The organism is Macrococcoides bohemicum, from assembly GCF_016865215.1.
Lineage (GTDB): Bacteria > Bacillota > Bacilli > Staphylococcales > Staphylococcaceae > Macrococcoides > Macrococcoides bohemicum.
On the sequence record NZ_CP054482.1, the window covers coordinates 1,489,192 to 1,511,747 of the forward strand.

The 22,556-nt window shown below is 33.5% G+C and carries 22 protein-coding genes; 5 read left to right on the forward strand and 17 right to left on the reverse strand.

Annotated features, from left to right (window positions below; translation table 11 throughout):
- Positions 1-5: 5 nt before the first annotated feature.
- From pstA to HT586_RS07755, 5 genes are all read right to left on the reverse strand, one after another.
- Positions 6-899 carry a phosphate ABC transporter permease PstA gene (gene pstA, locus HT586_RS07735; RefSeq protein WP_111715180.1) on the reverse strand — a complete coding sequence of 298 codons (894 nt, stop codon included), beginning with the start codon at positions 897-899 and terminating at the stop codon, positions 6-8.
- Position 900: 1 nt separating this feature from the next.
- On the reverse strand, positions 901-1,833 hold the full coding sequence (pstC, locus tag HT586_RS07740; protein ID WP_096076350.1) for a phosphate ABC transporter permease subunit PstC: 933 nt from the start codon (positions 1,831-1,833) through the stop codon (positions 901-903).
- A gap of 84 nt (positions 1,834-1,917) precedes the next feature.
- A complete protein-coding gene (locus HT586_RS07745) occupies positions 1,918-2,889 on the reverse strand; it encodes a PstS family phosphate ABC transporter substrate-binding protein (RefSeq protein ID WP_096076349.1) in 972 nt (323 codons plus the stop codon).
- A 178-nt stretch (positions 2,890-3,067) separates the two neighbouring features.
- Positions 3,068-5,146 (reverse strand): peptidoglycan D,D-transpeptidase FtsI family protein, encoded by a 2,079-nt coding sequence (locus tag HT586_RS07750; RefSeq protein ID WP_203546563.1) that lies wholly within the window; start codon positions 5,144-5,146, stop codon positions 3,068-3,070.
- A gap of 188 nt (positions 5,147-5,334) precedes the next feature.
- A complete protein-coding gene (locus HT586_RS07755) occupies positions 5,335-5,934 on the reverse strand; it encodes a superoxide dismutase (RefSeq protein ID WP_096076348.1) in 600 nt (199 codons plus the stop codon).
- Between the two features lie 157 nt (positions 5,935-6,091).
- Between HT586_RS07755 and HT586_RS07760 the strand changes: the two genes are divergently transcribed.
- The 3 genes from HT586_RS07760 (at position 6,092) to HT586_RS07770 (ending at position 8,621) form a co-directional block, all read left to right on the forward strand.
- Positions 6,092-6,826 carry a DUF1189 family protein gene (locus HT586_RS07760; RefSeq protein WP_203545541.1) on the forward strand — a complete coding sequence of 245 codons (735 nt, stop codon included), beginning with the start codon at positions 6,092-6,094 and terminating at the stop codon, positions 6,824-6,826.
- A gap of 96 nt (positions 6,827-6,922) precedes the next feature.
- Positions 6,923-8,038: a flavodoxin-dependent (E)-4-hydroxy-3-methylbut-2-enyl-diphosphate synthase gene (gene ispG / locus HT586_RS07765; RefSeq protein ID WP_188017483.1), complete on the forward strand. Its 1,116-nt coding sequence runs from the start codon at positions 6,923-6,925 to the stop codon at positions 8,036-8,038.
- On the forward strand, positions 8,031-8,621 hold the full coding sequence (locus HT586_RS07770) for an LNS2 domain-containing protein (protein WP_203545542.1): 591 nt from the start codon (positions 8,031-8,033) through the stop codon (positions 8,619-8,621). The genes ispG and HT586_RS07770 overlap by 8 nt, the downstream gene beginning before the upstream one ends.
- A gap of 16 nt (positions 8,622-8,637) precedes the next feature.
- On the opposite strand, the gene HT586_RS07775 is transcribed toward HT586_RS07770, so the two are convergent.
- From HT586_RS07775 to HT586_RS07795, 5 genes are all read right to left on the reverse strand, one after another.
- Positions 8,638-9,045, reverse strand: coding sequence for a Fur family transcriptional regulator (locus tag HT586_RS07775; RefSeq protein WP_096076344.1), 408 nt, complete (start codon positions 9,043-9,045; stop codon positions 8,638-8,640).
- Complete coding sequence (locus tag HT586_RS07780) at positions 9,035-9,886, reverse strand: metal ABC transporter permease (protein WP_096076343.1); 852 nt, start codon at positions 9,884-9,886, stop codon at positions 9,035-9,037. The genes HT586_RS07775 and HT586_RS07780 overlap by 11 nt, the downstream gene beginning before the upstream one ends.
- On the reverse strand, positions 9,883-10,650 hold the full coding sequence (locus HT586_RS07785) for a metal ABC transporter ATP-binding protein (RefSeq protein WP_238999207.1): 768 nt from the start codon (positions 10,648-10,650) through the stop codon (positions 9,883-9,885). The genes HT586_RS07780 and HT586_RS07785 overlap by 4 nt, the downstream gene beginning before the upstream one ends.
- Positions 10,651-10,714: 64 nt before the next feature.
- Positions 10,715-11,611: a deoxyribonuclease IV gene (locus HT586_RS07790; RefSeq protein ID WP_096076341.1), complete on the reverse strand. Its 897-nt coding sequence runs from the start codon at positions 11,609-11,611 to the stop codon at positions 10,715-10,717.
- 9 nt (positions 11,612-11,620) lie between these two features.
- Positions 11,621-12,949 carry a DEAD/DEAH box helicase gene (locus tag HT586_RS07795; protein ID WP_203545543.1) on the reverse strand — a complete coding sequence of 443 codons (1,329 nt, stop codon included), beginning with the start codon at positions 12,947-12,949 and terminating at the stop codon, positions 11,621-11,623.
- Positions 12,950-13,095: 146 nt separating this feature from the next.
- Here HT586_RS07795 and HT586_RS07800 point away from each other — a divergent pair, with 146 nt between their 5' ends.
- Positions 13,096-14,064 carry a 4-hydroxy-3-methylbut-2-enyl diphosphate reductase gene (locus tag HT586_RS07800; protein WP_203545544.1) on the forward strand — a complete coding sequence of 323 codons (969 nt, stop codon included), beginning with the start codon at positions 13,096-13,098 and terminating at the stop codon, positions 14,062-14,064.
- Positions 14,065-14,236: 172 nt separating this feature from the next.
- Here HT586_RS07800 and HT586_RS07805 read toward each other — a convergent pair whose 3' ends face one another.
- The 7 genes from HT586_RS07805 to ccpN all read right to left on the reverse strand — a co-directional run bounded on the left by HT586_RS07805 (position 14,237) and on the right by ccpN (position 20,881).
- Positions 14,237-15,322 (reverse strand): Nif3-like dinuclear metal center hexameric protein, encoded by a 1,086-nt coding sequence (locus HT586_RS07805; RefSeq protein ID WP_203545545.1) that lies wholly within the window; start codon positions 15,320-15,322, stop codon positions 14,237-14,239.
- Entirely contained in the window at positions 15,312-16,001 is a 690-nt protein-coding gene (locus HT586_RS07810; protein ID WP_203545546.1) for a tRNA (adenine(22)-N(1))-methyltransferase, read from the reverse strand. Before HT586_RS07810 ends, HT586_RS07805 begins: the two co-directional genes overlap by 11 nt.
- A 56-nt stretch (positions 16,002-16,057) precedes the next feature.
- Positions 16,058-16,408, reverse strand: coding sequence for a c-type cytochrome (locus HT586_RS07815; RefSeq protein ID WP_111744846.1), 351 nt, complete (start codon positions 16,406-16,408; stop codon positions 16,058-16,060).
- Between the two features lie 93 nt (positions 16,409-16,501).
- Positions 16,502-17,605, reverse strand: a complete 1,104-nt coding sequence (rpoD, locus tag HT586_RS07820; protein WP_096076335.1) for an RNA polymerase sigma factor RpoD — start codon at positions 17,603-17,605, stop codon at positions 16,502-16,504.
- Between the two features lie 20 nt (positions 17,606-17,625).
- Positions 17,626-19,386, reverse strand: a complete 1,761-nt coding sequence (gene dnaG, locus HT586_RS07825) for a DNA primase (RefSeq protein ID WP_203545547.1) — start codon at positions 19,384-19,386, stop codon at positions 17,626-17,628.
- A gap of 23 nt (positions 19,387-19,409) precedes the next feature.
- A complete protein-coding gene (locus HT586_RS07830) occupies positions 19,410-20,219 on the reverse strand; it encodes a pyruvate, water dikinase regulatory protein (RefSeq protein ID WP_096076333.1) in 810 nt (269 codons plus the stop codon).
- Between the two features lie 14 nt (positions 20,220-20,233).
- Positions 20,234-20,881 (reverse strand): transcriptional regulator CcpN, encoded by a 648-nt coding sequence (gene ccpN, locus HT586_RS07835; protein WP_096076332.1) that lies wholly within the window; start codon positions 20,879-20,881, stop codon positions 20,234-20,236.
- Positions 20,882-21,151: 270 nt separating this feature from the next.
- On the opposite strand from ccpN, the gene HT586_RS07840 reads away from it, so the two are divergent.
- On the forward strand, positions 21,152-22,540 hold the full coding sequence (locus tag HT586_RS07840) for a glycine--tRNA ligase (protein ID WP_096076331.1): 1,389 nt from the start codon (positions 21,152-21,154) through the stop codon (positions 22,538-22,540).
- Positions 22,541-22,556: the final 16 nt, after the last annotated feature.

Below are 22,556 nucleotides of genomic sequence, written 5' to 3' on the forward strand. Positions count from 1 at the left end.
AAAAACTAGAATTTTTTCTGATATTTATTACGGATAAAAATTGCAATTGAGTTCATGGCAATTAACATGATTAATAACACGATTATCGCAGCTGAAGACACAAACTGGAATTCAGCTTTCGGTAATTTAGCCCATGTAAAGATCTGCATTGGTAACGCCTGGAATCTATCCATAATACTATCAGGTGTTTTCATGAAGATAGTTGGAATACCGATTACTACTAATGGTGCAGTCTCACCAATGGCACGAGATAAAGCTAAAATTGTACCCGTTAAAATACCAGGAATAGAAGCTGGTAATACAACGTTTGTAATTGTCTGCCATTTCGTTCCACCTAATCCTAATGAAGCTTCACGAATTGCATTAGGTACTGCTCTAATCGCTTCCTGACTCGAAACGATGATAACCGGTAAAATCATTAATGACATTGTAAGTGCTGCCGCTAATACCGACTTTCCAAGTGAAAGTGATTCAATACCCGCACCACGTACGAATAACGTTAATCCTAATAAACCAAATACCACTGATGGTACAGATGCTAAGTTAGCGATATTGACTTTAATAAATCTAGTAAAAGCATTATCCTTTGCATACTCTTCCATGTAGATAGCCGTAGCTACACCTAAGGTTACTGCGATTGGTGCAATTGTCATCATTAGCCATAATGTTCCGATTAAAGCACCTTTAATACCTGCTTTTTCTGGTGTTGTAGATGAGAAGTTTGTAAAGAACTGAGGTGTTAAATACCCTGCACCTTTACGAATAATATCAAATAATAAAATCGCCAGTACAACTAAACCGATCATTGTACATAGGAAGAAAAGAAATTTAACAATTTTATTTTTAGACAGTCTGCCAGAGAGTTTCTTTTCAACTGTTTCATGATTAATTAATTCCATATTAATACTCCTCTCTGAATCGTTTAGTAACCCATTGTGAAATGAAGTTCATAATTAATGTAAATACGAATAATGTAAATCCTACTGCATAGATACTGTAGTATATATCTGATCCAAATGTAGCATCTCCAGTCGCAACCTGCACGATAAATGCTGTCATCGTTTGTAATGAGTTCGTGAAATCTAAAGAGAATTCAGGTGAACTACCAGCTGCAAGTGATACGATCATTGTTTCCCCGATTGCACGTGATACTGCTAACACGATAGAAGCTAAAATCCCAGATAATGCTGCAGGGAAAACTACTTTAATAGCAGTTTCTAATTTCGTTGATCCTAAACCTAATGCACCTTCACGAATTGCCTGTGGTACAGCACTCATTGCATCTTCAGATAATGAAGCAATCATCGGTACGATCATAATACCAATTACTAATCCCGGACTGATTGCATTAAAACTTCCTAAGTCTGGCCATACTGAACGTAATAACGGTGTAACGAATGTTAAAGCAAAGAAACCATAAACGATAGTAGGGATACCTGCTAATATTTCTAAAATAGGTTTAATAATTCTTCTCGCACGATCACTTGCATATTCACTTAAATACAATGCAGCACCTAATCCAACCGGAACAGCAAAAAGAGTTGCGATTAAAGTTACTTTTAAAGTTCCTAAAATTAATGAAATAATACCGAATTTCGGATCTTGACCAAATGCATTCCATTCTTTTTCAAGGAAAAAGTCTGCAAACGAAACACGTGTAAAGAACGTAATTGTTTCAGTTAATAATGTAATGAGGATTCCAATTGTCGTTAAAATTGAAATTGAAGCAATGATAGCTAAAATTGTTGGAATTATTTTTTCAATGATGTTTTTTGAAGATCCTTTACTCTTATTTTGAGCAATTAAATCTTGTACAGAAATTTTATTTTCCATAGTTTAGACTCCTTCATTTTAAAAGGGACGAAAAATTTCGTCCCTTAAAAAAATTTCATATTCTAATAATTATTAAGTTAATAATTATTTAATACCTTCTAATGTTTTTAAAGATTTTTCATATTCTGCATCTTCTAATGCAACATATCCAGATTCAGTTGAAGCATCTTTTGCTTTTTCTAAAGCAAATTTCATAAACTCTTTAAATGCCTTGTTTTCTTTTAAAGAATCATTTTTAGCATAGATGAATAATGGACGACTTAATGGATAAGAACCATCTTTAACTGATTCTTCAGTCGCTTCTACACCCTCACCTTTACCTTCTTTTTGAATCTTAACAGCTTTTAAGTTATCTTTGTTTTCTTGATAGAAATTATATCCGAAGAAACCGATACCAGTTTTATTATCTTGTACTGATTTAACGATTACGTTAGTATCAGCATTTTTCTCAGCTTTAATTTCACCTTCATCTAATACTTCTTCACTAAAGAAGTCATAAGTACCATGTGATTGGTCAGGTGAGAATGCTTTAATTTCTTCAGCTGGGAAGTCAGCACGAACATCTTTCCAAGTTTTAGCTTTTCCAGAGTAAATCTTAGCTAACTCTTCAAATGTTAAGTAATCTACAAAATCATTATCTTTATTTACAGCAACAGTTAATCCATCTGAAGCGATTTTAAATTCAGTATATTCAATTTTTTTATCTTCTAAAGCTTTTTTCTCTTCATCTTTAATATCACGAGATGCGTTAGAGAAGTCAGTTTCTCCAGCGATGAATTTCTCAAAACCACCACCAGTACCTGATGTTCCGATAGCAACCTCAACATTAGGATATTCAGCATTGAATTCTTCATTAATTTTTTCAGTTACTGGTGCAACAGTCGATGAACCGTCTCCAGCTACTTTACCTTCAATATCTTTAGCTGCTGTATCAGTACTAGCACCTTTATCTTCAGAAGCATTATCTTCTTTCTTGTCAGCTGCTCCACCACAAGCACCTAATAATAATGCAGTACCTAAAACAGTTGTTGAACCTACTAATTGCCATTTTTTCATTTTTGAAAGTCCTCCTAATTGAATAGACGAATAATTTGTATTTGTTTATTACACTACTTACTATAGTGTAAGATTGTTAATTCAAGATGAATGTAATGTAAATTTTATGTAAAGAAAAAAAGACAATGCATCATTGCATTGCCTTTTACTCAAGAAATCTTATTTTTTAATAGATTAATTATTCAGTATTATTCTGTTCAGCACCATTTGATATTGCACTTTGTACACCCGAAGAACCTGTTTCTATCACTTTTGTTTTCTTACCCGCTTTATCTTTAAAATATTCATTTATAATATCTCTTCCCAAATCTCCACCAGGTAACCATGGTGGTGGGACAGGTTGATTCGTATAGATAATAGCGAAACTCATGCTTGGTTTATCCATAGGAGCATAGCCGATATACGTAGAATTTACGCGTGATTTACCATCCTGGAATACTTCTGCTGTTCCGGTTTTTCCTGCACTTTTTACTATTGTATTAGCAAAACTTTTATAACCTGTACCAAGTTCGTTATTAAATGCCATATCGAACCCATCTTTCACCTGATCAATTTCATCTTGTGAATTATTAATTCGGTTCAGCACTTTTCCTTTAATACTTTCTTTAATTGGTCCTATTTTATCAGTCTTTGAAGCTGCACGAACTTCTTTCACTAGATGTGGCTGTATACGGTAACCATCATTAGCAATCGTTGAGACATATTGAGAAAGTTGTAATGGCGTATATGTATCATATTGTCCGATTGCTAAATCCAGGTAATTACCAGGATTATTCTTCAGTGTACCTGTTTGACCTGTCACCTCATTTGGTAAATCAATACCTGTTTTAACGCCTAATCCAAATTGATTTAATCCTTTTCTTAGTTTTAATCCTACCTCTGTTATATCTCCAGGTAATGACATATTATTAGAATAATTTAAACCTGCCATCTTTAATGCTGTTTTAAACATATAAACGTTTGATGAGTGCATCAATGCTTCTTTATCATTAATCTCTATTTTGCCAGTCGGGTTAAAATATGACCGCTTTTCTACACCACCTTTAAATACTAAAGGTTGGTCAATCATATCCTCTCCAATACTTATAGCATTATTACTATATCCAGTAAGTATTGTAGCACCTTTTACTGTAGACCCAACTGCATATTGAGATGTAAATGTTCCGTAATGATAATCTGTTATCTTACCGTTCTTATCAATTTGTCTTCCAGCTAATGCAAGAATATCGCCGTTATTAGGATCTTGTACGACCACTAATACTTTATCCATCGATTTTGCATTCATTGAACGTAAAATTTGAATGTGTTCATCTACTAATTTTTCAACTTTAAGCTGCAGATCAATATCTATTGATAAAACCAGATCATTACCTCTCGATCCTTCAGAAATCACTTCAGAATTAATGATTTTTCCTGATTTATCAGTTAAATAACGCATCTTTTTCTTTTTGCCTCGTAAAACATTTTCGTATTGAAATTCAAGATAACTTTGTCCTACTCTATCATTACGTGAATAACCTTTAGACAAATAATAGTCTACTAATTCTTTAGGTAATCCTTCTTCTTTTGATGAAACATTTCCAAACATTGTACGTAATGTCTTACCATAAAGATATTTTCTATCCCAATCCATTGTAGTATTCACACCAGGTAATTCACTTAAATTCTGAGAAACTAATGCATATTCTTTTTCTGTCACATTGTCGTTTCTAATAATTTGAGGACTTAACTGACTTCCACTGCTCATTTCACGAAAAATTGATGCTACTTCTAATTCATCTTGTGACATTGATTTCAATTTCGCTACTGTTAATTTTTTATAGACCGCTTCATTATATTCTTCCTGAGAAATTTCACCTGTATCAAATAATTGTAATTCTTTCTTCATCAATTGATCCACTTCATCTTTATGAGTCAGTATAAAGAAATCCTGCTTATCCCTTAAAGTCAAAGCATCTGTAGGCATAGACATCAATTTATGTAATTTTTTTGCAGTATCAAGCATCTCACTACGACTTGTCATACGATCACGTGTGTATGTAATTGCTTTTTTCGAAGTATTATCAACCAACAGTTTACCGTTTCGATCATATATTCTCCCTCGAGGCACTGATTCATTTACTTCTATATTTTCATTATTATCTACAGCTTTTTTATAAGTTTCACCTTTAACAATCTGAAGGTATCCTAATCTAAGAACCAGGATGATTAATAATGAAACAATTGCCATAAAGATAACGCTGATTCTGCGGTTCATCAGTCGTTTTTGTTTTAGTTCATTTGATTCTTGTTTAACACGTTTCAAAGGAAATCCCCCATCACTACCATTTATCTTTTAATAATATATGAATTAACACATATTTTCTATATTTTTGATATAAAAACAAAAATAAAGAGACATTTCAGATGAAATGTCTCTTAACGCTTAAGAATTATGATTAACTACTATTTAGCAGCTAAATATAATTCGTTTACTTTTTCCCAGTTTACTACATTCCAGAATGCTGCAATATAGTCAGGACGTTTATTTTGATAGTTTAAGTAATAAGCATGCTCCCAAACATCTAAACCTAAGATAGGTGTTTTACCTTCCATTAAAGGATTCTCTTGGTTTGGTGTAGAAACTACTTCTAATTCTCCATTGTTTACTACTAACCAAGCCCAACCAGAACCAAAACGTGTAGTTGCTGCTTTAGCAAATTCTTCTTTAAAAGCGTCTAAAGAACCGAACTTAGCATTGATTGCATCAACTACTTCACCAGTAGCTTCTTTACCTGTTGCAAGTAAAGTCCAGAATAATGAGTGATTATAGTGTCCACCACCATTATTTACTACAGCTGTTTTCTTGTCAGCAGGTACTTCGTTAATTTTTTTCATTAAATCTTCGATAGAAAGATCTGCAAATTCAGTTCCCTCTACTGCAGCATTTAAGTTAGTAACGTAAGTATTATGGTGTTTCGTATGGTGAATCTCCATAGTTTCTTTATCGATGTGTGGTTCTAATGCATCATATGCATATGGTAATTGTGGTAATTCAAAAGCCATAATTAATCATCCTCCTTAAGTTTTAAGTACATATTTATCATATCAACTTAAGATAGCGTTCTCAACTACTTTGCTTATATATCAAAATGAATATTTTTGATAGAATAATAGTGTTGTCTTATCTCCAATCATTTAAAGAATTCTAGGAGGAAATAATTTGTATTTTAAGCACTTGAAAAGGTTAATGAAACCTAAACAATATTCTTTGTTCAGAACAGTAAAGCTCAGATATATTTTTTTACATATATTAATCATTGCAATTCTTTTCTCTATTCCAAATAGTATTAATTTTTACAATGCCATTAATGTTGCAAATCAGATGGTGGAAAATAAACAGCATGAAATACCTGACTTTAAAATTAAAGATAATGTACTTGTCTTGAAAGAAGAAAAAACAATCGATGTCCCACCTTATAAAATTTTATTTTCAAATAAAAAACAATCACCGGAAAATCATGTCATGTCGTTTCAGAAATACGGCATACAAGTAGATGAATCAACCTTCTTGTCATATTTAAATTTGCCGATGTTTTATGATAAAACGACTTTCATTTCTTTTTTAAAAACGTATACTGCGTCTAGTTACTTTTATCTGTCGATCTTTATCGGTTTTCTGATTTTCATTCAATTTATCACTACTGTCATAAAAATTATTTTTATCAGTATAGTTGCACATGTTATATCAGTGTTATTCAAAAGAAAATCCAGATTTATGAACTGGCTTAAAATAACAACATTTTTATTAACACTGCCTTCAATTATTTTATTTTTTGGCTTATTGAATTTAAAATACAATATGTTTTTCATCATGTGCTCATGGACAGTGCTCGCAGTCCTCATATTAGTAACTGTTCATTATTTACCTCGTAAAAGAGCAAAGTTTGAATCTTAAAACAAAACAATACAATTTAATGTTATTATTCTATATAATAAATATGTTATGACATTATTCATACTTAAAATTAAAGGAGTTTTATAAATGCCTGAAATCACACATAGAAGAAATACACGTCCAGTGAAGGTTGGAGATCTTACAATTGGTGGAAGTGATGAGCTTATCATACAAAGTATGACGACAACGAAAACACATGACGTTGAAGCGACAGTTGCAGAAATTAAGCGTCTTGAAGAAGCAGGTTGCCAAATTGTACGTGTAGCTTGTCCAAAAGAAGAAGATGCACTGGCAATTGCAGAAATTAAAAAACAAATTAATATCCCACTTGTTGTGGACATTCATTTTGATTATAAATTAGCTTTACTTGCTATCGAAGGTGGCGCTGATAAAATTCGTATCAATCCAGGTAATATTGGGCGTCGTGAAAAGGTAGAGGAAGTTGTAAAAGCATGTAAAGCAAAAGGTATACCAATCCGTATTGGTGTTAATGCCGGATCGCTTGAAAAACATATCATAAAAAAATACGGTTATCCAACTGCAGATGGTATGGTTGAAAGTGCATTACATCATATAAAAATTTTAGAAGACCTGGATTTCCATGATATCATCGTATCGATGAAAGCAAGTGATGTTAACTTAGCAATAGAGGCCTACACAAAAGCTGCGCAAGCCTTTGATTACCCATTACATTTAGGTATTACTGAAAGTGGTACATTATTTGCTGGAACAGTTAAATCTGCAGCAGGGCTTGGTGCAATCATGAGTTTAGGTATCGGAAATACACTTCGTATCTCTTTATCTGCTGATCCTGTTGAAGAAGTTAAAGTAGCTAGAGAATTATTAAAATCATTTGGATTAGCAAGCAATGCAGCTACTTTAATATCTTGTCCTACTTGTGGACGTATTGAAATAGATCTAATTTCTATTGCAAATGAAGTAGAAGAATACATTTCAACGATTAAAGCACCGTTAAAAGTTGCTGTATTGGGTTGTGCAGTTAATGGTCCGGGTGAAGCACGTGAAGCAGATATCGGTATTGCCGGTGCACGTGGTGAAGGCTTGTTATTTATGAAAGGTAAAACAGTCAGAAAAGTTCCAGAGGAAACGATGGTAGAAGAACTGAAGATTGAAATTGATAAATTAGCTGAGGAATACTTTAAAAAGCAAGCTGAAGAAAAATTAAATCAAGCGCAGGCAGTAAATGAATAGAAAGTTTCGTATGGGCATAGATATTGATGGTACTGTAACATGCCCTACTGCTTTAGTACCTTATCTTCAAAGATCTTTTAATAAATATTTTAAATATGAAGATATTACTGAATATGACTTATCTAATGTACTTAATATTCCTGAATCAGAAATTTATCAATGGTTTAAAGATAATGAACATGAAATATATAAGTATTCACCTGTTCATAATGATGCAGATCATGTCTTAATGAATTGGGCTAATTATTATCAACTGATCTTTATCAGTGCCAGACATTCATACTTACACGAATTAACAATTGACTGGTTTAAAACACACAATGTGCCCTATCATCACATCGAACTTACAGGTTCACATGAAAAGATAGAAACAGCAAGACGTCTTAATGTTGATGCATTTTTTGAGGATAAACTTGATAATGCGATTGAAATTCACAACGCATTAAACATTCCAGTGTATTTATTTGATACACCTTATAATCAAAGTGAATTACCAGCTGGTGTTACACGAGTAAAATCCTGGCTGGAATTAGATACTTTAATTAAAAAACAATTTCCAATAAGAAAAGGAGAAGACAGTTAACTGTCTTCTCCTTTTCTTATTTGCAACGCTCACATAATCCATATAGTTCAATTTTATGACTATGAATTTCAACATTATCAAGTTCCGCTTCAAATGTTGCAATTGGACAAAATTCAACGACACGTGTTTCACCACATTTTTCACATATAAAATGGTGATGATGATGTGTCGTACATGATAATCTAAATTTCTTTTCACCATCAAGTTCTGTCACTTCGATTATATTTAATTCATCAAATAAATTTAAATTTCTATATATTGTATCAAATGAAATGCCAGGATATTTCTCATTTAGTTCTTCCTGCATTTGTTTTGCATTAAGGTATTTACTTGTATCATGTAACATACTTATCATATCACGACGTTTGTCAGTATATTTATGTCCATTATCTTTTAAAACTTTAATCGCATCATCAGTATTCATTTGAAATACCTCCTTTTTCATTCATATTACTGATAGCAAGGGCAAAAAGCAACACTAATACTAGCAGCATTACAATTACACCACCTGGAGATATATCTAGATAAAATGCAATAACAAGGCCAATTAAGACCGATAATTCGCCTATCACACCACTCCACAGCATGAGTTGTTTATATCCTTTTGCAAAACGCATGGCACTTGCTACAGGCAGTGTGATTAAACTACTTACTAAAAGAATGCCAACGACACGCATCGATGCAGAAATTACAAGCGCAGTCATCAGCATAAACAAAATATGAACATACTTCGGTACACCGATAATCGCTGCATATTCTTCATCGAAAGATAGTATAAAGAGTTCCTTATACAACACAAAGATAAATATAAGTACTAATATAAAGATTGCTAAAATAATAAATACATCATTTAAAGTTACTGCACTGATACTTCCGAATAAATAGCCAAATAGGTCCTGATTAAATCCATCCGCAAATGAAATAAAAATAACACTCAATCCAATTCCAAAACTCATGATTATCGGTATTGCTAACTCCTGATAATGTTTATATAAAGAACGAAGTTTCTCAATTAAAAGAGAGCCTGTGATTGAGAATAATATCCCAGTCCAAACCGGATTAATTGTAACTGCAATCAGTTTTGATAAAAGCATGCCAAATGCAATACCACCGAGTGTAACGTGACTTAACGCATCTGCAATTAATGAAAGACGACGTACTACAATAAATGTCCCGATTAATGGGGCAAGAATACCTATCAGCATCCCACTCAGAAATGAATAGCGAATAAAATCAAATTCCCATAACGCTTCTATTAAGCTCAATGACAACACTCCCTACTATGATTATGGTCAACAAACTGTACAGGATGACCATAAATCTTAGAGATTTCAACTTCATCTAATGATTTAAATTGATGTGTTGTCCCGTGAAAATGCAGATGCTGGTTGAGACAGGCAACTTGAGTGGCTGTATCAACAACTACACCTATATCATGCGTTACTAATAGAATTGTGATACCTTCTGCTTTAAGTTGAGCGAGCAATTCATAGAACTGTTCTACATGTTTTGCATCAATACCAACAGTCGGCTCATCAAGCACTAATACAGATGGATTTGATATGAGTGCACGCGCGATAAATACACGTTGCTGCTGACCACCAGAAAGCTGAGATATATTTTTATCCTTTAAATGCGTAATATTTAATCGTTCCAGTATCGCTTCAACTTTTTGTTCATCCTGTTTATTAAATTTTTTAAATAACGGTTTAATTTGAATTAAACCACTTCTTACAACTTCAAATACTGTAGCCGGAAAACCACCACTGCTCGCGTTTGCTTTTTGAGAAACATAACCGATACCAGTCAGTTTTTTTTGTAATTTCATATTCCTTCCATTCATATAAATGCTGCCTGATTGTATTTTTAAAATACCTAGAATTAATTTTAACAATGTTGACTTTCCGGATCCATTTGGTCCTACAATCGCCAGAAAATCTCCTGGATAGATACTGATGTTAATATCTGATAATGCTACTTTACCTGGATATCGATACGATACATTTCGAATTTCAAATATTGGCTCCAATCGCTTCAGTCCTTTTTGAGATAAAAAACAAGCATTAATCAAAGATTAATCCCTGTTTTAAATTTTATTGATGAATAATTTTTTCTAGTAAATCCGAATCAAACTGATTATTTTTAATCATTTCAATTTCAAATTTATACGGTGGCTTTTTATTTTTTTTATCATCGCCAACTTGAACGTATGGTGTTTCTAAAATCTTAGGTACATCTTTAAAGACTTCATGATAAACAATTTTTGATAATGCATCAAAACCAATGTTACCAAATCCAAAATTTTCATGACGATCTTTACGTGCGCCCTGAACGTTCTTTGAATCATTAACATGTATGACCTTAATTCTATCTAGACCGATAATTTTATCAAACTCTTCCAGAACACCATCAAAATCATTGACAATATCATAACCAGCATCATGAGTATGACAAGTATCAAAACACACTGATAAACGTTCATTATTCTTTACACCTGAAATAATTTCAGCAAGTTCTTCAAATGATTTACCACATTCAGAACCTTTACCTGCCATCGTTTCTAAAGCAATACGAACATTATTATTGTTAGATAAAACTTCATTTAAACCTTCAATAATTTTCTTGATGCCAGCTTCTTCGCCAGCGCCAACATGTGCACCAGGATGAAGCACGATATCTTTTGCGCCAATTGCTTCTGTACGTTCAATCTCTTTTTGTAGAAACTCTACACCCAGTTCAAATACTTCAGGTTTTACAGTGTTAGCAATGTTGATGATATAAGGTGCATGCACAACAATGTTAGATAAATTATTTTCTTTCATAAATGCTAGACCTGCATCTATGTTTAAATCCTCTATCGGTTTACGACGTGTGTTTTGAGGCGCACCTGTATATATCATAAATGTGGAAGCATTGTAACTCGCTGCTTCTTCTGCTGCAGCTAGCAGCATTTTTTTACCGCTCATTGATACATGAGATCCAATTAGCATGTTAATTCCCTACCTTTTTTTATTCTCTCTATTCGTACGTTTAGAATGGGCCTTTTTCTCATTACGTTTTAACTTATCCAATTCATATCGGAATTTCTTCTTATAACCCGGCTTCACTTTTTTCTTACCTTTAAGTTTATGTTTTAGGTTCTGTTCAATATTATCTTCTTTTTTCTTACGTGATTGACGCTCAGTTCGATCTTTAATTTCAACGAGTTCACCATTTTTAACATCGCTATGAATAAATGAGAAGCCACGTTTCTCAATCTGGTTGATTAAATCTTCTTCATCAGGCGTGTAGATCGTAATTGCAACTCCTGTATAATTTCCTCGGCCAGTTCGTCCAACACGATGAGTAAAGAAGGCTATATCACGTGGAATATCATAATTGATAACATGACTAACACCATCGATATCAATCCCCCGACTCGCTAGATCACTCGCAACAACATATTGATATTCAAGATTTTTCACACGTTTCATTTGTTGTGTACGCTCACGTGGTGCAAGACCGCCATGAATAACGCCTACCTTTAAACCTTGATCCTGTAAATATTCTGCTACTTCATCCGCACGTTCACGACTATTGGCAAAAATAATTGCTAAATAAGGATTAATAGTAGACATAATTTTAGTCAACTGTTCTTTACGATCGTTACTTTTTGTAGGTACAAGATAAAAAGTAATATTTTTATTTGTCTTTTCGTCAGGCTCAATCTCAATAAATTCTGGCTTAGATAAGTATTTATTTAAAAATGGGTGTAAAGCTTTTGGTATCGTCGCAGAAAATACTGCTATTTGTGCTTCACGGGATACATTTGCAGCAATCTTATCGACTGTCGGCAAGAATCCTAAATCAATCATTAAATCTGCTTCGTCGATTACAACTGCTCTTGCTAAATGAATATGTAATACATTTTCTTCTGCTAAATCTTTTATTCGATTTGGTGTACCGATAACTATTTGTGGCTGCACTTTTGATTTTTGAATATCTTTATTCTTATCTGTGCCTCCAATATATAGTCCTGCTTTAATATCATCTGTAAATGAAATTAAATGCTCTGCTGCATCATATAATTGCTTTGCAAGCTCTCTAGTCGGTGCAAGAATAATAATTTGAGGATGCTGTACCTCTTTATTGATTTTATTGATCAACGGTAGTAAAAATGCATGTGATTTTCCTGTACCTGTTTGTGATTGTCCAATTAAGTGCGTTTCTTTTTTTAATTTAGGAATAACTCTTCTCTGGATTTCTGTGGGCTGGTTGAAATTTAAATCTTCCACCGCTTCTACTAAATATGGTGCAAGTTCAAATAACTCAAATGGGTGTTTGTCCATCATAATCCTCCTTTTATGTTCATCTCATGTATTATATAGGAAAGAATACGAAAAAGAAAGCAATCATTGTTAAAATTAAAATATTCTAATCCTCTTTAAAAGTTTGTTATACTATTTATTAAGCAGATTAATAGGAGGAAAATGCGATGGAAATTATTAAAATAACACCTCGTGGATATTGTTACGGTGTCGTTGATGCCATGGTGATTGCACGCAATGCTTCACTTGATAAAACATTACCACGTCCAATATATATTTTAGGTATGATCGTGCATAATAAACATGTGACTGATGCTTTCGAAAGCGATGGTATCATCACACTCGATGGACCGAACAGATTAGAAATATTAGAAAAAATTAATGAAGGTACCGTTATATTTACTGCTCATGGTGTGAGTCCAGAGGTGAAACGCCGTGCTAAAGAAAAAGGACTTGTATGCATTGATGCAACTTGTCCGGATGTTGAAAATACACATACATTGATTCGCAAGAAAAAAGCGGAAGGATATCATGTTATCTATATCGGAAAAAAAGGTCATCCTGAACCTGAAGGAGCTGTTGGTGTTGCTCCGGAAATCGTACATCTCGTGGAAAATATCAATGATATCGATAATCTTGATGCAGATTTAAAAAATAAAAAACTTATCGTTACAAATCAAACAACAATGAGTCAATGGGATGTAAAACATCTTATGGACGAACTTCAAAAAAAATATCCACATATTGAGGTTCATAGAGAAATTTGTTTAGCGACACAAGTACGCCAGGAAGCTGTAGCAAATCAAGCAGGACAGGCAGACGTATTAATCGTGGTTGGTGACCCAAAAAGCAATAACTCTAACCGTTTAGCACAAGTATCTAAAGAAATCGCTCATACTGAAGCTTACCGTATTTCTGACATTAGTGAATTAAAACTTGAATGGCTTCAGGGAAAATCAACGATTGCTGTAACTGCTGGCGCTTCAACACCAACACCAATCGTAAAAGAGGTCATCGATTATATTAAATCTTATGACCCACTAAATATTCAACCGATACCAGAAAAGTCAGGCGTACCGACAGAAAAGATATTACCTAAGATTAAAAATGCAACACCTGTAAAAATATTAGATTAATTTAATAGGGTGAGTCATAAGTCTTAACTCTCTTCTGTTTAACAGCTTTAACAGCGGAACAGAAGTTGCCCCTACGTCAAAAACCGAACAAAAACTATAAATCAAAGCGTGATTTATTAGTTTTGTTCGGTTTTTGCTTGTGGCAGAACACTCCTGCTAGAGCCTAGCTATTTTATAACACTTTAAATGGATTCGTATCTATTTGTGAAACAACGATATTTATATCTTTGATAAAAGTTGATAAAAGTGCACTGAGTCCTTCTTTCATAACATGCTCAGCATAATGTGTGATATCAAGCGCAGCTAGTTCTGCCATTATCAAATCATGTGCTTCGTGATACTTAATATCACCTGTAATAAATACATCAACACCCGCTCGCTTAACTTCATTCATGTAATCCATTCCTGAACCACCAATTATTCCTACTGTGTTAATAACTTTATCTTCACCAATCATCTTAATCACATCCAAATTTAATTTTTCTTTTGCATTTTTTGCAAAATCAGATAATGACATAGGTTCCTTCAAGGCTGCTTTCACACCAGTACCATATTCAGCCTGGACATCAAATGACCAAATATCAAAAGCAGGTGTTTCATAAGGATGATGTGTTTTTATCACTTCTAATACATCAGATTTCAAAGATGATTCAAAGACACATTCAATCTTCATTTCTTCTTCCTGATGGATTTCACCTTTATTACCGACAAATGGGTTAGCATTTTCTAATGCACGAAATTCGCCTGTTCCTTTTACTGAAAAGAAACAGTGATCATAATCACCAATTTGTCCAGCACCTACTTCTGCCAACGCTGATTTAAATTGTTCAGCACAAGCTAAAGGAACAAAAATCTGGAGTTTTTGAATCGATTTTTGTTCAGGTAATAATATTTCTATATCATTTAATTCCAGACGCTCAGCAATCATCGCACTAACACCTTTAGGATGTGCATCTAAATTCGTATGTAGTGCAATCAATTGCATATCGTTCTTTATTAAGCATCTGATTACTTCTCCATAACCTGAATGTAGAATTGATTTTATACCACTAAAAATCAATGGATGATGGCAAATTATTGTATTTATATTTTTTTCTTTAGCTTCCTGTACAACTTCTAATGTACAGTCAAGCGCTGTTATTATGCCGGATACTTCAGTTGCTTCATCTCCAATAAGAAGACCTACATTATCCCAATTTTCTGCAGTATGCAGTGGTATCTCCTGATTAATTTGATTTAATAACTCTCTAATCAACATAACCTAACACCTCTCTTAACAATGAGATTTCTTCTTTTAGCTGTTCATGTTTTTGTCCATGAATAGGATCGTGTTCTATCGCTGATAATACTTTCATTAAATGCTGATATTCTCTATTCCACTTTTCGACAAACACTTCATTTTTATTTTGTAAAAGAATTGGACCAAATTTCAGTGCTTTTTGCGTATAATTCACTTGTTCAGTGGCATATTCTGCAACGATAATTTCGTAAGTATGCTTTTTTTCTTTCATTATCTCTTCAGCAATGATTTCATAACCAAGTGAAACAAGTGCATGACGAGCTGCTTCTGTATGAATGTTACTTTGCAGTATTAGACGTGGATGATTGCCTAATTTATCTTTACCCGATGTAATGATGTCTGCAATAAGTGGACCACCCATCCCACAAATAGTAATTACATCTACTTCACCCGGTTTAATGACTTCTAATCCATTACCAAGACGTACGTCGATAGAAGATGAAGCATTATACTTTTTAACATTCTGAACTGCAGCTTCGAACGGTCCAGCTACAACTTCTCCAGCTACGGCACATTTAATCAGATTATTTTCTAATGCATACAGAGGCAAATAAGCGTGATCAGAACCAATATCAGCTAAACGTTCATGCTGTATATATTGAGCGACTGTTTTTAATCTTTTGTTTAATGGTATCATTTTATATCCTTTCAAAAAAAAATCTTTTGCACTTGGCAAAAGATTTTAATTGTTTATTATTTTGCGTCTTTTAAATACTTAACTAAAGTATCTAAATCTTTATCAGAAATTTTTGAAGCGTCATGAGCTGGCATAGCGCCTTTACCTTCACGGATAATTTTCTTAGCATCATCTGGTTTCATAGAAAGACCAGCTAATTTAGGACCCATTCCACCTTCTAAGTTTTGACCATGACATGACGTACAGTTATCTTTTGCAAAAGTTTTAGCATCAAACTTTTGTTCAGTTTTAGCTCCACCTTCACCCTCTTCTTCAGCTTTGTTCGCACCATGTGCAGACATAAAGAAGATTAAGCCTACGCCCATAAGCATAATAAGTAAAAACGGAATTACTGGATTACGATTCATTCAATTTACCTCCCTTTAATTTCACCATATACATATCTATTTTATATTAAAAACAGTGATTGTCAAAGACTTTTCACAATTTAAATTGAAATTTTAATCCATAAAATCTTTAAGACGTTTACTTCTTGACGGATGACGTAATTTACGTAAAGCTTTTGCTTCAATTTGACGTATACGTTCTCTCGTTACACCGAACACTTTTCCTACTTCTTCAAGCGTACGGGTACGTCCATCATCTAAACCAAATCGTAATCTTAAAACATTTTCTTCACGATCTGTTAATGTATCTAATACATCTTCTAATTGTTCTTTTAATAACTCATATGCAGCATGATCAGCTGGACTTTGTGCGTCCTGATCTTCAATAAAATCACCTAAGTGACTGTCATCTTCTTCACCGATCGGTGTTTCAAGTGAAACTGGCTCTTGTGCTATCTTTAAGATTTCACGAACTTTTTCAGGTGGTAAATCCATTTCTTCTCCAATTTCTTCCGGGGAAGGATCACGTCCTAAGTCCTGAAGTAATTGACGTTGTACACGTATTAACTTGTTTATCGTTTCTACCATATGCACTGGTATACGAATTGTTCTTGCCTGGTCAGCAATCGCACGCGTGATTGCCTGACGAATCCACCATGTAGCGTAAGTTGAGAATTTAAATCCTTTCGTAAAATCAAACTTTTCTACAGCTTTAATAAGACCCATGTTCCCTTCCTGAATTAGATCAAGGAATAACATACCACGTCCTACATAACGTTTTGCAATACTTACAACAAGACGTAAGTTTGCTTCTGCAAGTCGTGCTTTCGCTTCTTCATCCCCCTGCTCAATACGTTTAGCAAGTTCAATTTCTTCTTCAGCACTTAATAAATTAACGCGTCCAATTTCTTTTAAATACATACGAACAGGATCGTTAATTTTAACACCTGGAGGCGCAGATAAATCATTAAGATTGATCTTATCATCAGTATCATTTGCATCTTTTTCATTGATTAAAGTGATGTCATTTTCGGCAATCGCTTCAAAAAATTCATCCATCTGATCAGAATCCATCTCAAAATTTTGTAATTTATCAGCTATTTCTTCGTGACTTAAATGTCCATTCTTCTTACCTGTCTCAAGTAATTGTGTTTTTACTTGTTCTAATGTTAATAATTCTGCGATTTTTGTTGTCGCATCGGATTTCTTTGCAGCCATATTAAAACCTCCCAGTATGTCTAGTGCTTTTTTGATCTTTGATATTGTATGATTTCTCTCACAATATTATCGCGTGTTTCCATATCACCTATAGCAATTGCATCTTTTAAAGCTTGTTTCAGTTGATTCACATGTGATAATTCATGCTGCTCCTCATTAAAAACGTATACATAATCATTTATTTCATCTGTAGTGGGTTCAGAATTAACCAACATGCTGTCAATTGATAAGCATACCTCATGAATATCCTGAGGAATATGTGTGATGAATTGACTGAGATTAAATTGGTCTTCATTATTGTAATACCCTATTAACGCCTCATAAATCACTCTATGGTATGCATTTGAGAAATTATGAGCAGGCAGAGCATCTTTATATTGCGTGAATAAATATTTATCTGTCATAAAATGCTTCAGTACAACACGTTCAGCAGTCTCTATCTTGTTTAATGTTTCTTGTTTGATACCAACATTAATCTGATTAAACGGACGCTTTTTCTGATTTTTTTGTACTTGATATTTTAAACTGTCAAAATCTACTTTAAACAAATCACTTGCTTCATGCAATACTTTTTTCTGTAATACTTCAGAATTCATAAGTTTAGCATCTTGAATAATATTATTCAAATGTTTTTCATATGCTAAATCATTATTCTTTATTTCATTCTGATAATATTGCATATAAAAGCTTAAATAATTTATTTTATGTGTTTGAAAGTATTCTAAGAACTGATTTTTCCCTAAATCTCTGATCATCTCATCCGGATCTTTTCCCTTGTGAATCGGAACTACAAATACATTTAATCCTTCTGAAAGTAATGTCTTTCCTGATTTTAGTGTCGCTTCAATACCTGCTCGATCTCCATCAAACATTAACGTAATATTTTGTGCGAGTTTTTTCAGTGAAATTACATGTTCTCTACTTAATGCTGTACCCATTGTTGCTACTGCATTATGAATACCTACTTCACTAAGTTTTAATACATCCATAAAACCTTCAAGTAAAATAACTTCATCTGATTCTCTAATCGGTTTACGTGCAACGTCAATATGATAAAGGATATTTCTTTTTTGAAATATCGGTGTTTCAGGACTATTTAAATATTTAGGTTCACTACCATCAAAACTACGTGCAGAGAAGCCAACTGTATCTCCTCGTACATTTCGTATCGGAAACATAATACGATTACGAAAACGGTCAAAATAACTGAAATTTTCCTCATTTCTGCTTAAAAGACCCGCTTCATATGCAAGTGATTCATCATATCCACGTTTTTTTAGAAAATCTAATGCAAAATGACTTACATTCGGACTGAAACCAATTTTTTCTTTGGCAATCATTTCGTCATCTAGTCCACGTTTATGAAGATATTCTAAAGCTGGTTCAGCTTCTTCAATCGCTTTTAATACATAATGATAATAATCATTTAATAAGTTATGCATTTCAACCATTTTCGTATGGTCATTTTCAACTGCTGGTTTATCACGTTCAGCATCTATCTTAATATCGACATTTTCGCCTAATATTTTAACAGCTTCTATAAACGAAACATTTTCAATTTGTTCTATAAACTGAAAAACATTACCACCCTTTTTACATCCGAAACAATGACAAATCTGTTTTTCAACAGAAACTGAAAATGATGGCGTTTTTTCATCATGAAAGGGACATAAACCGATATAGTTACGTCCCCTTTTTTCTAATTTAACATATTGACTTACAACATCTAAAATATCATTTTTTTCCCGTATTTCATTAATTATTTTTGGATCGATTTGCAAACTTCCACCTCATCATACCCATATTAATTTCTAGTAATTATTTTAATGATTTCATTCGCTGTCTCTTCAATTGCTTTATTCGAAACATCAATAACTTCACAATTAATTCTTGAGACAATCTCTTCAAAGTATTTCAGTTCTTCTAAAATACGTTGATCTTTCGCATAATTCGCATCATTTTTTAGTCCAAGTTGAGCTAAGCGTTCAATTCGGATTTTATTCAATTTCTCAGGATCAATTTTTAATGCGATACATTTTTTAGGATCGATTTCAAATAACTGATCAGGCGGATCAACTTCCGGTACTAAGGGTACATTCATTACTTTAAATCTTTTATGAGCCAAATACTGACTTAATGGTGTCTTTGAAGTACGTGAAACACCGATTAAGACGATATCAGCTTTAGAAAGTCCACGCGGATCTCGACCGTCATCATATTTTACAGCGAATTCAATCGCTTCTATCTTCTTAAAATAATCTTCATCTAGTTTATGTACCATCCCAGGCTCATTTAACGGTTTTTCTTCAAGCGTTTCTTCTAATAGCCCCATTAAAGGACCCATTAAATCTACGCTTTTGATATTATGTTTGGCTAATTCTGACTGCATATAAGCTCTGACATTCGGCTTAACTAAAGTGTATACAACGATAGATTTCAGTTCTTTAGCCAGCCCAATTACTTCATTGATATTTTCATGTGTTTCAATATATGGCAGACGAATTGTATCTACAACATTATTTAACATATTAAACTGAGAAATACATGCTTTTGTAACGAGTTCTGCTGTTTCACCAACTGAATCTGATGCAATAATTAATCTCATTTCATTCATACAATAAATTCTCCTTATTCATCTTCGATTAGAGAAACAAATGCTCTCGTTATAGTAGTTTTACTAATACGACCGGTAACTTCATAATGTCCGTCTTTTTCAACAACAACTGGAATTGAATCTATTTGCTTATCGATAATTTGTTTGGCGGCATAAAATAATAAGTCATCTTTATAACATACAGAGACATTTGGGACTCGCGTCATATAAACATGAATCGGTGTCGTATGAATTTCTTGTCCCCCCATCGATGCACGGAGTAAATCCTTTCTGGAACATACACCGACAAGATGATTTTCTTTATTTGTTACAAACAAAGTTCCTACATCATCCAGGAACATTGCACAGATTGCTTCATATGTACTTGAATCTTCATGAATAACAATAGGTACAGACTGAAAATCTTTAACCCGAAACTTCTTAATCGATTCTGAAAGTAATTGAGTACTGGATTTCCCTGTATAAAAGTAACCGACACGAGGACGTGCATCTAAATATCCAGCCATCGTTAAAATTGCAAGATCCGGACGTAAAGTAGCACGTGTTAGACTCAATTTCTCAGCAATCTTCTCACCGGTGATGGGGCCATTATTTTTTACAATTTGTAAAATCTTTTCTTGTCTTTTATTTAACTCTATGACAATCACCCCAATAGTAGACATACTTTATTTATTTTATTATACCTACTCATAATTAAATTTACAAATGTACTGCATAACAATTGAGGTTAATTAATTTTCATGTTATATTTTAATTAAGCGAGTTAAGGATGGTGAAAGCTTAACAATAAATTGGCGTACATTTACATTGTTAATAATTAAAAGCGAGTAAACACTAATTTGGGTGGAACCGCGGGTATATATACTCGTCCCAAGGCAATCTATTTGCCTTGGGACTTTTTGTTTACTCAAAAATAAATGGAGGATATCAACATGACTGAAAACAAAATGGAAACAATCGTTAATCTTGCAAAACATCGTGGATTTGTATTTCCTGGTAGTGAAATTTACGGAGGGTTAGCAAACACATGGGATTACGGTCCTCTTGGTGTAGAACTAAAAAATAATGTGAAACGTGCATGGTGGCAAAAATTTGTTCAGCAATCACCTTATAATGTTGGATTAGATGCAGCAATCTTAATGAATCCAAAAACATGGGAAGCAAGTGGACACTTATCAAACTTCAACGACCCTATGATCGATAATAAAGACTCAAAAATTCGTTATCGTGCGGATAAATTAATTGAAGACTACATGCATGCTCAAGGTGACGAGCACTTTATTGCCGATGGTATGAGTTTTGATGAAATGAAGCAGTTTATTGACGAAAAAGGAATTGTATGTCCAGAATCAGGTACATCAAACTGGACGGAAATTCGTCAGTTTAACTTAATGTTCAAAACATTCCAGGGGGTTACTGAATCTTCTACTAATGAAATATTCTTACGCCCTGAAACAGCACAAGGTATTTTCGTGAACTACAAGAACGTGCAACGTTCTATGCGTAAGAAATTACCGTTTGGTATTGCTCAAATCGGTAAATCATTCCGTAATGAGATTACTCCAGGAAACTTTATTTTCCGCACACGTGAGTTTGAACAAATGGAATTAGAATTCTTCTGTAAGCCTGGTACTGAAATCGAATGGCAGACTTACTGGAAAGAATTTTCAGCTAAATGGTTAAAAGATCTAGGCATTAAAGAAGAAAATACAAAATTACGCGACCATGACGAAGATGAATTATCTCACTACTCAAATGCTACAACAGATATCGAATATAAATTCCCATTCGGTTGGGGTGAATTATGGGGAATTGCAAGCCGTACTGATTTTGACTTAACAGCTCATATGAATGCATCAAATGATGACTTCAAATATCACGATCAGGAAACAGGTGAAAAATATGTACCTTACGTTATTGAACCATCATTAGGTGCAGACCGTGTAACATTAGCATTCTTATGTGATGCGTATGATGAAGAAGTTTTAGAAGGTGATGACAAACGTACAGTTTTACGTTTCCACCCTGCATTAGCACCTTATAAGGCAGCAATCCTTCCATTAAGTAAGAAATTGTCAGCTGATGCTATGAAAGTATACGAAGAATTAAGCGCATACTTTGCAATTGACTTTGATGAAAGTCAATCTATCGGTAAACGTTATAGACGTCAAGATGAAATCGGTACACCATTCTGTATTACATTTGACTTCGATTCATTAGAGGATAATCAAGTAACAATACGTGACCGTGACACAATGGAACAAGTACGTATGCCTATCAGTGAAGTAAAATCATTCTTAGAAGAAAAAATTAAGTTCTAATTAAATTTTTAAAGCA

What these genes read in the sequence shown, in the direction of transcription:
- pstA (WP_111715180.1), bottom strand. Translation starts at nt 899, where the DNA reads ATGGAATTAATTAATCATGAAACAGTTGAAAAGAAACTCTCTGGCAGA.
- pstC (WP_096076350.1), bottom strand. Translation starts at nt 1,833, where the DNA reads ATGGAAAATAAAATTTCTGTACAAGATTTAATTGCTCAAAATAAGAGT.
- HT586_RS07745 (WP_096076349.1), bottom strand. Translation starts at nt 2,889, where the DNA reads ATGAAAAAATGGCAATTAGTAGGTTCAACAACTGTTTTAGGTACTGCA.
- HT586_RS07750 (WP_203546563.1), bottom strand. Translation starts at nt 5,146, where the DNA reads ATGAACCGCAGAATCAGCGTTATCTTTATGGCAATTGTTTCATTATTA.
- HT586_RS07755 (WP_096076348.1), bottom strand. Translation starts at nt 5,934, where the DNA reads ATGGCTTTTGAATTACCACAATTACCATATGCATATGATGCATTAGAA.
- HT586_RS07770 (WP_203545542.1), top strand. Translation starts at nt 8,031, where the DNA reads ATGAATAGAAAGTTTCGTATGGGCATAGATATTGATGGTACTGTAACA.
- HT586_RS07775 (WP_096076344.1), bottom strand. Translation starts at nt 9,045, where the DNA reads ATGAATACTGATGATGCGATTAAAGTTTTAAAAGATAATGGACATAAA.
- HT586_RS07790 (WP_096076341.1), bottom strand. Translation starts at nt 11,611, where the DNA reads ATGCTAATTGGATCTCATGTATCAATGAGCGGTAAAAAAATGCTGCTA.
- HT586_RS07795 (WP_203545543.1), bottom strand. Translation starts at nt 12,949, where the DNA reads ATGGACAAACACCCATTTGAGTTATTTGAACTTGCACCATATTTAGTA.
- HT586_RS07800 (WP_203545544.1), top strand. Translation starts at nt 13,096, where the DNA reads ATGGAAATTATTAAAATAACACCTCGTGGATATTGTTACGGTGTCGTT.
- HT586_RS07805 (WP_203545545.1), bottom strand. Translation starts at nt 15,322, where the DNA reads ATGTTGATTAGAGAGTTATTAAATCAAATTAATCAGGAGATACCACTG.
- HT586_RS07810 (WP_203545546.1), bottom strand. Translation starts at nt 16,001, where the DNA reads ATGATACCATTAAACAAAAGATTAAAAACAGTCGCTCAATATATACAG.
- HT586_RS07815 (WP_111744846.1), bottom strand. Translation starts at nt 16,408, where the DNA reads ATGAATCGTAATCCAGTAATTCCGTTTTTACTTATTATGCTTATGGGC.
- rpoD (WP_096076335.1), bottom strand. Translation starts at nt 17,605, where the DNA reads ATGGCTGCAAAGAAATCCGATGCGACAACAAAAATCGCAGAATTATTA.
- HT586_RS07830 (WP_096076333.1), bottom strand. Translation starts at nt 20,219, where the DNA reads ATGAATGAAATGAGATTAATTATTGCATCAGATTCAGTTGGTGAAACA.
- ccpN (WP_096076332.1), bottom strand. Translation starts at nt 20,881, where the DNA reads ATGTCTACTATTGGGGTGATTGTCATAGAGTTAAATAAAAGACAAGAA.
- HT586_RS07840 (WP_096076331.1), top strand. Translation starts at nt 21,152, where the DNA reads ATGACTGAAAACAAAATGGAAACAATCGTTAATCTTGCAAAACATCGT.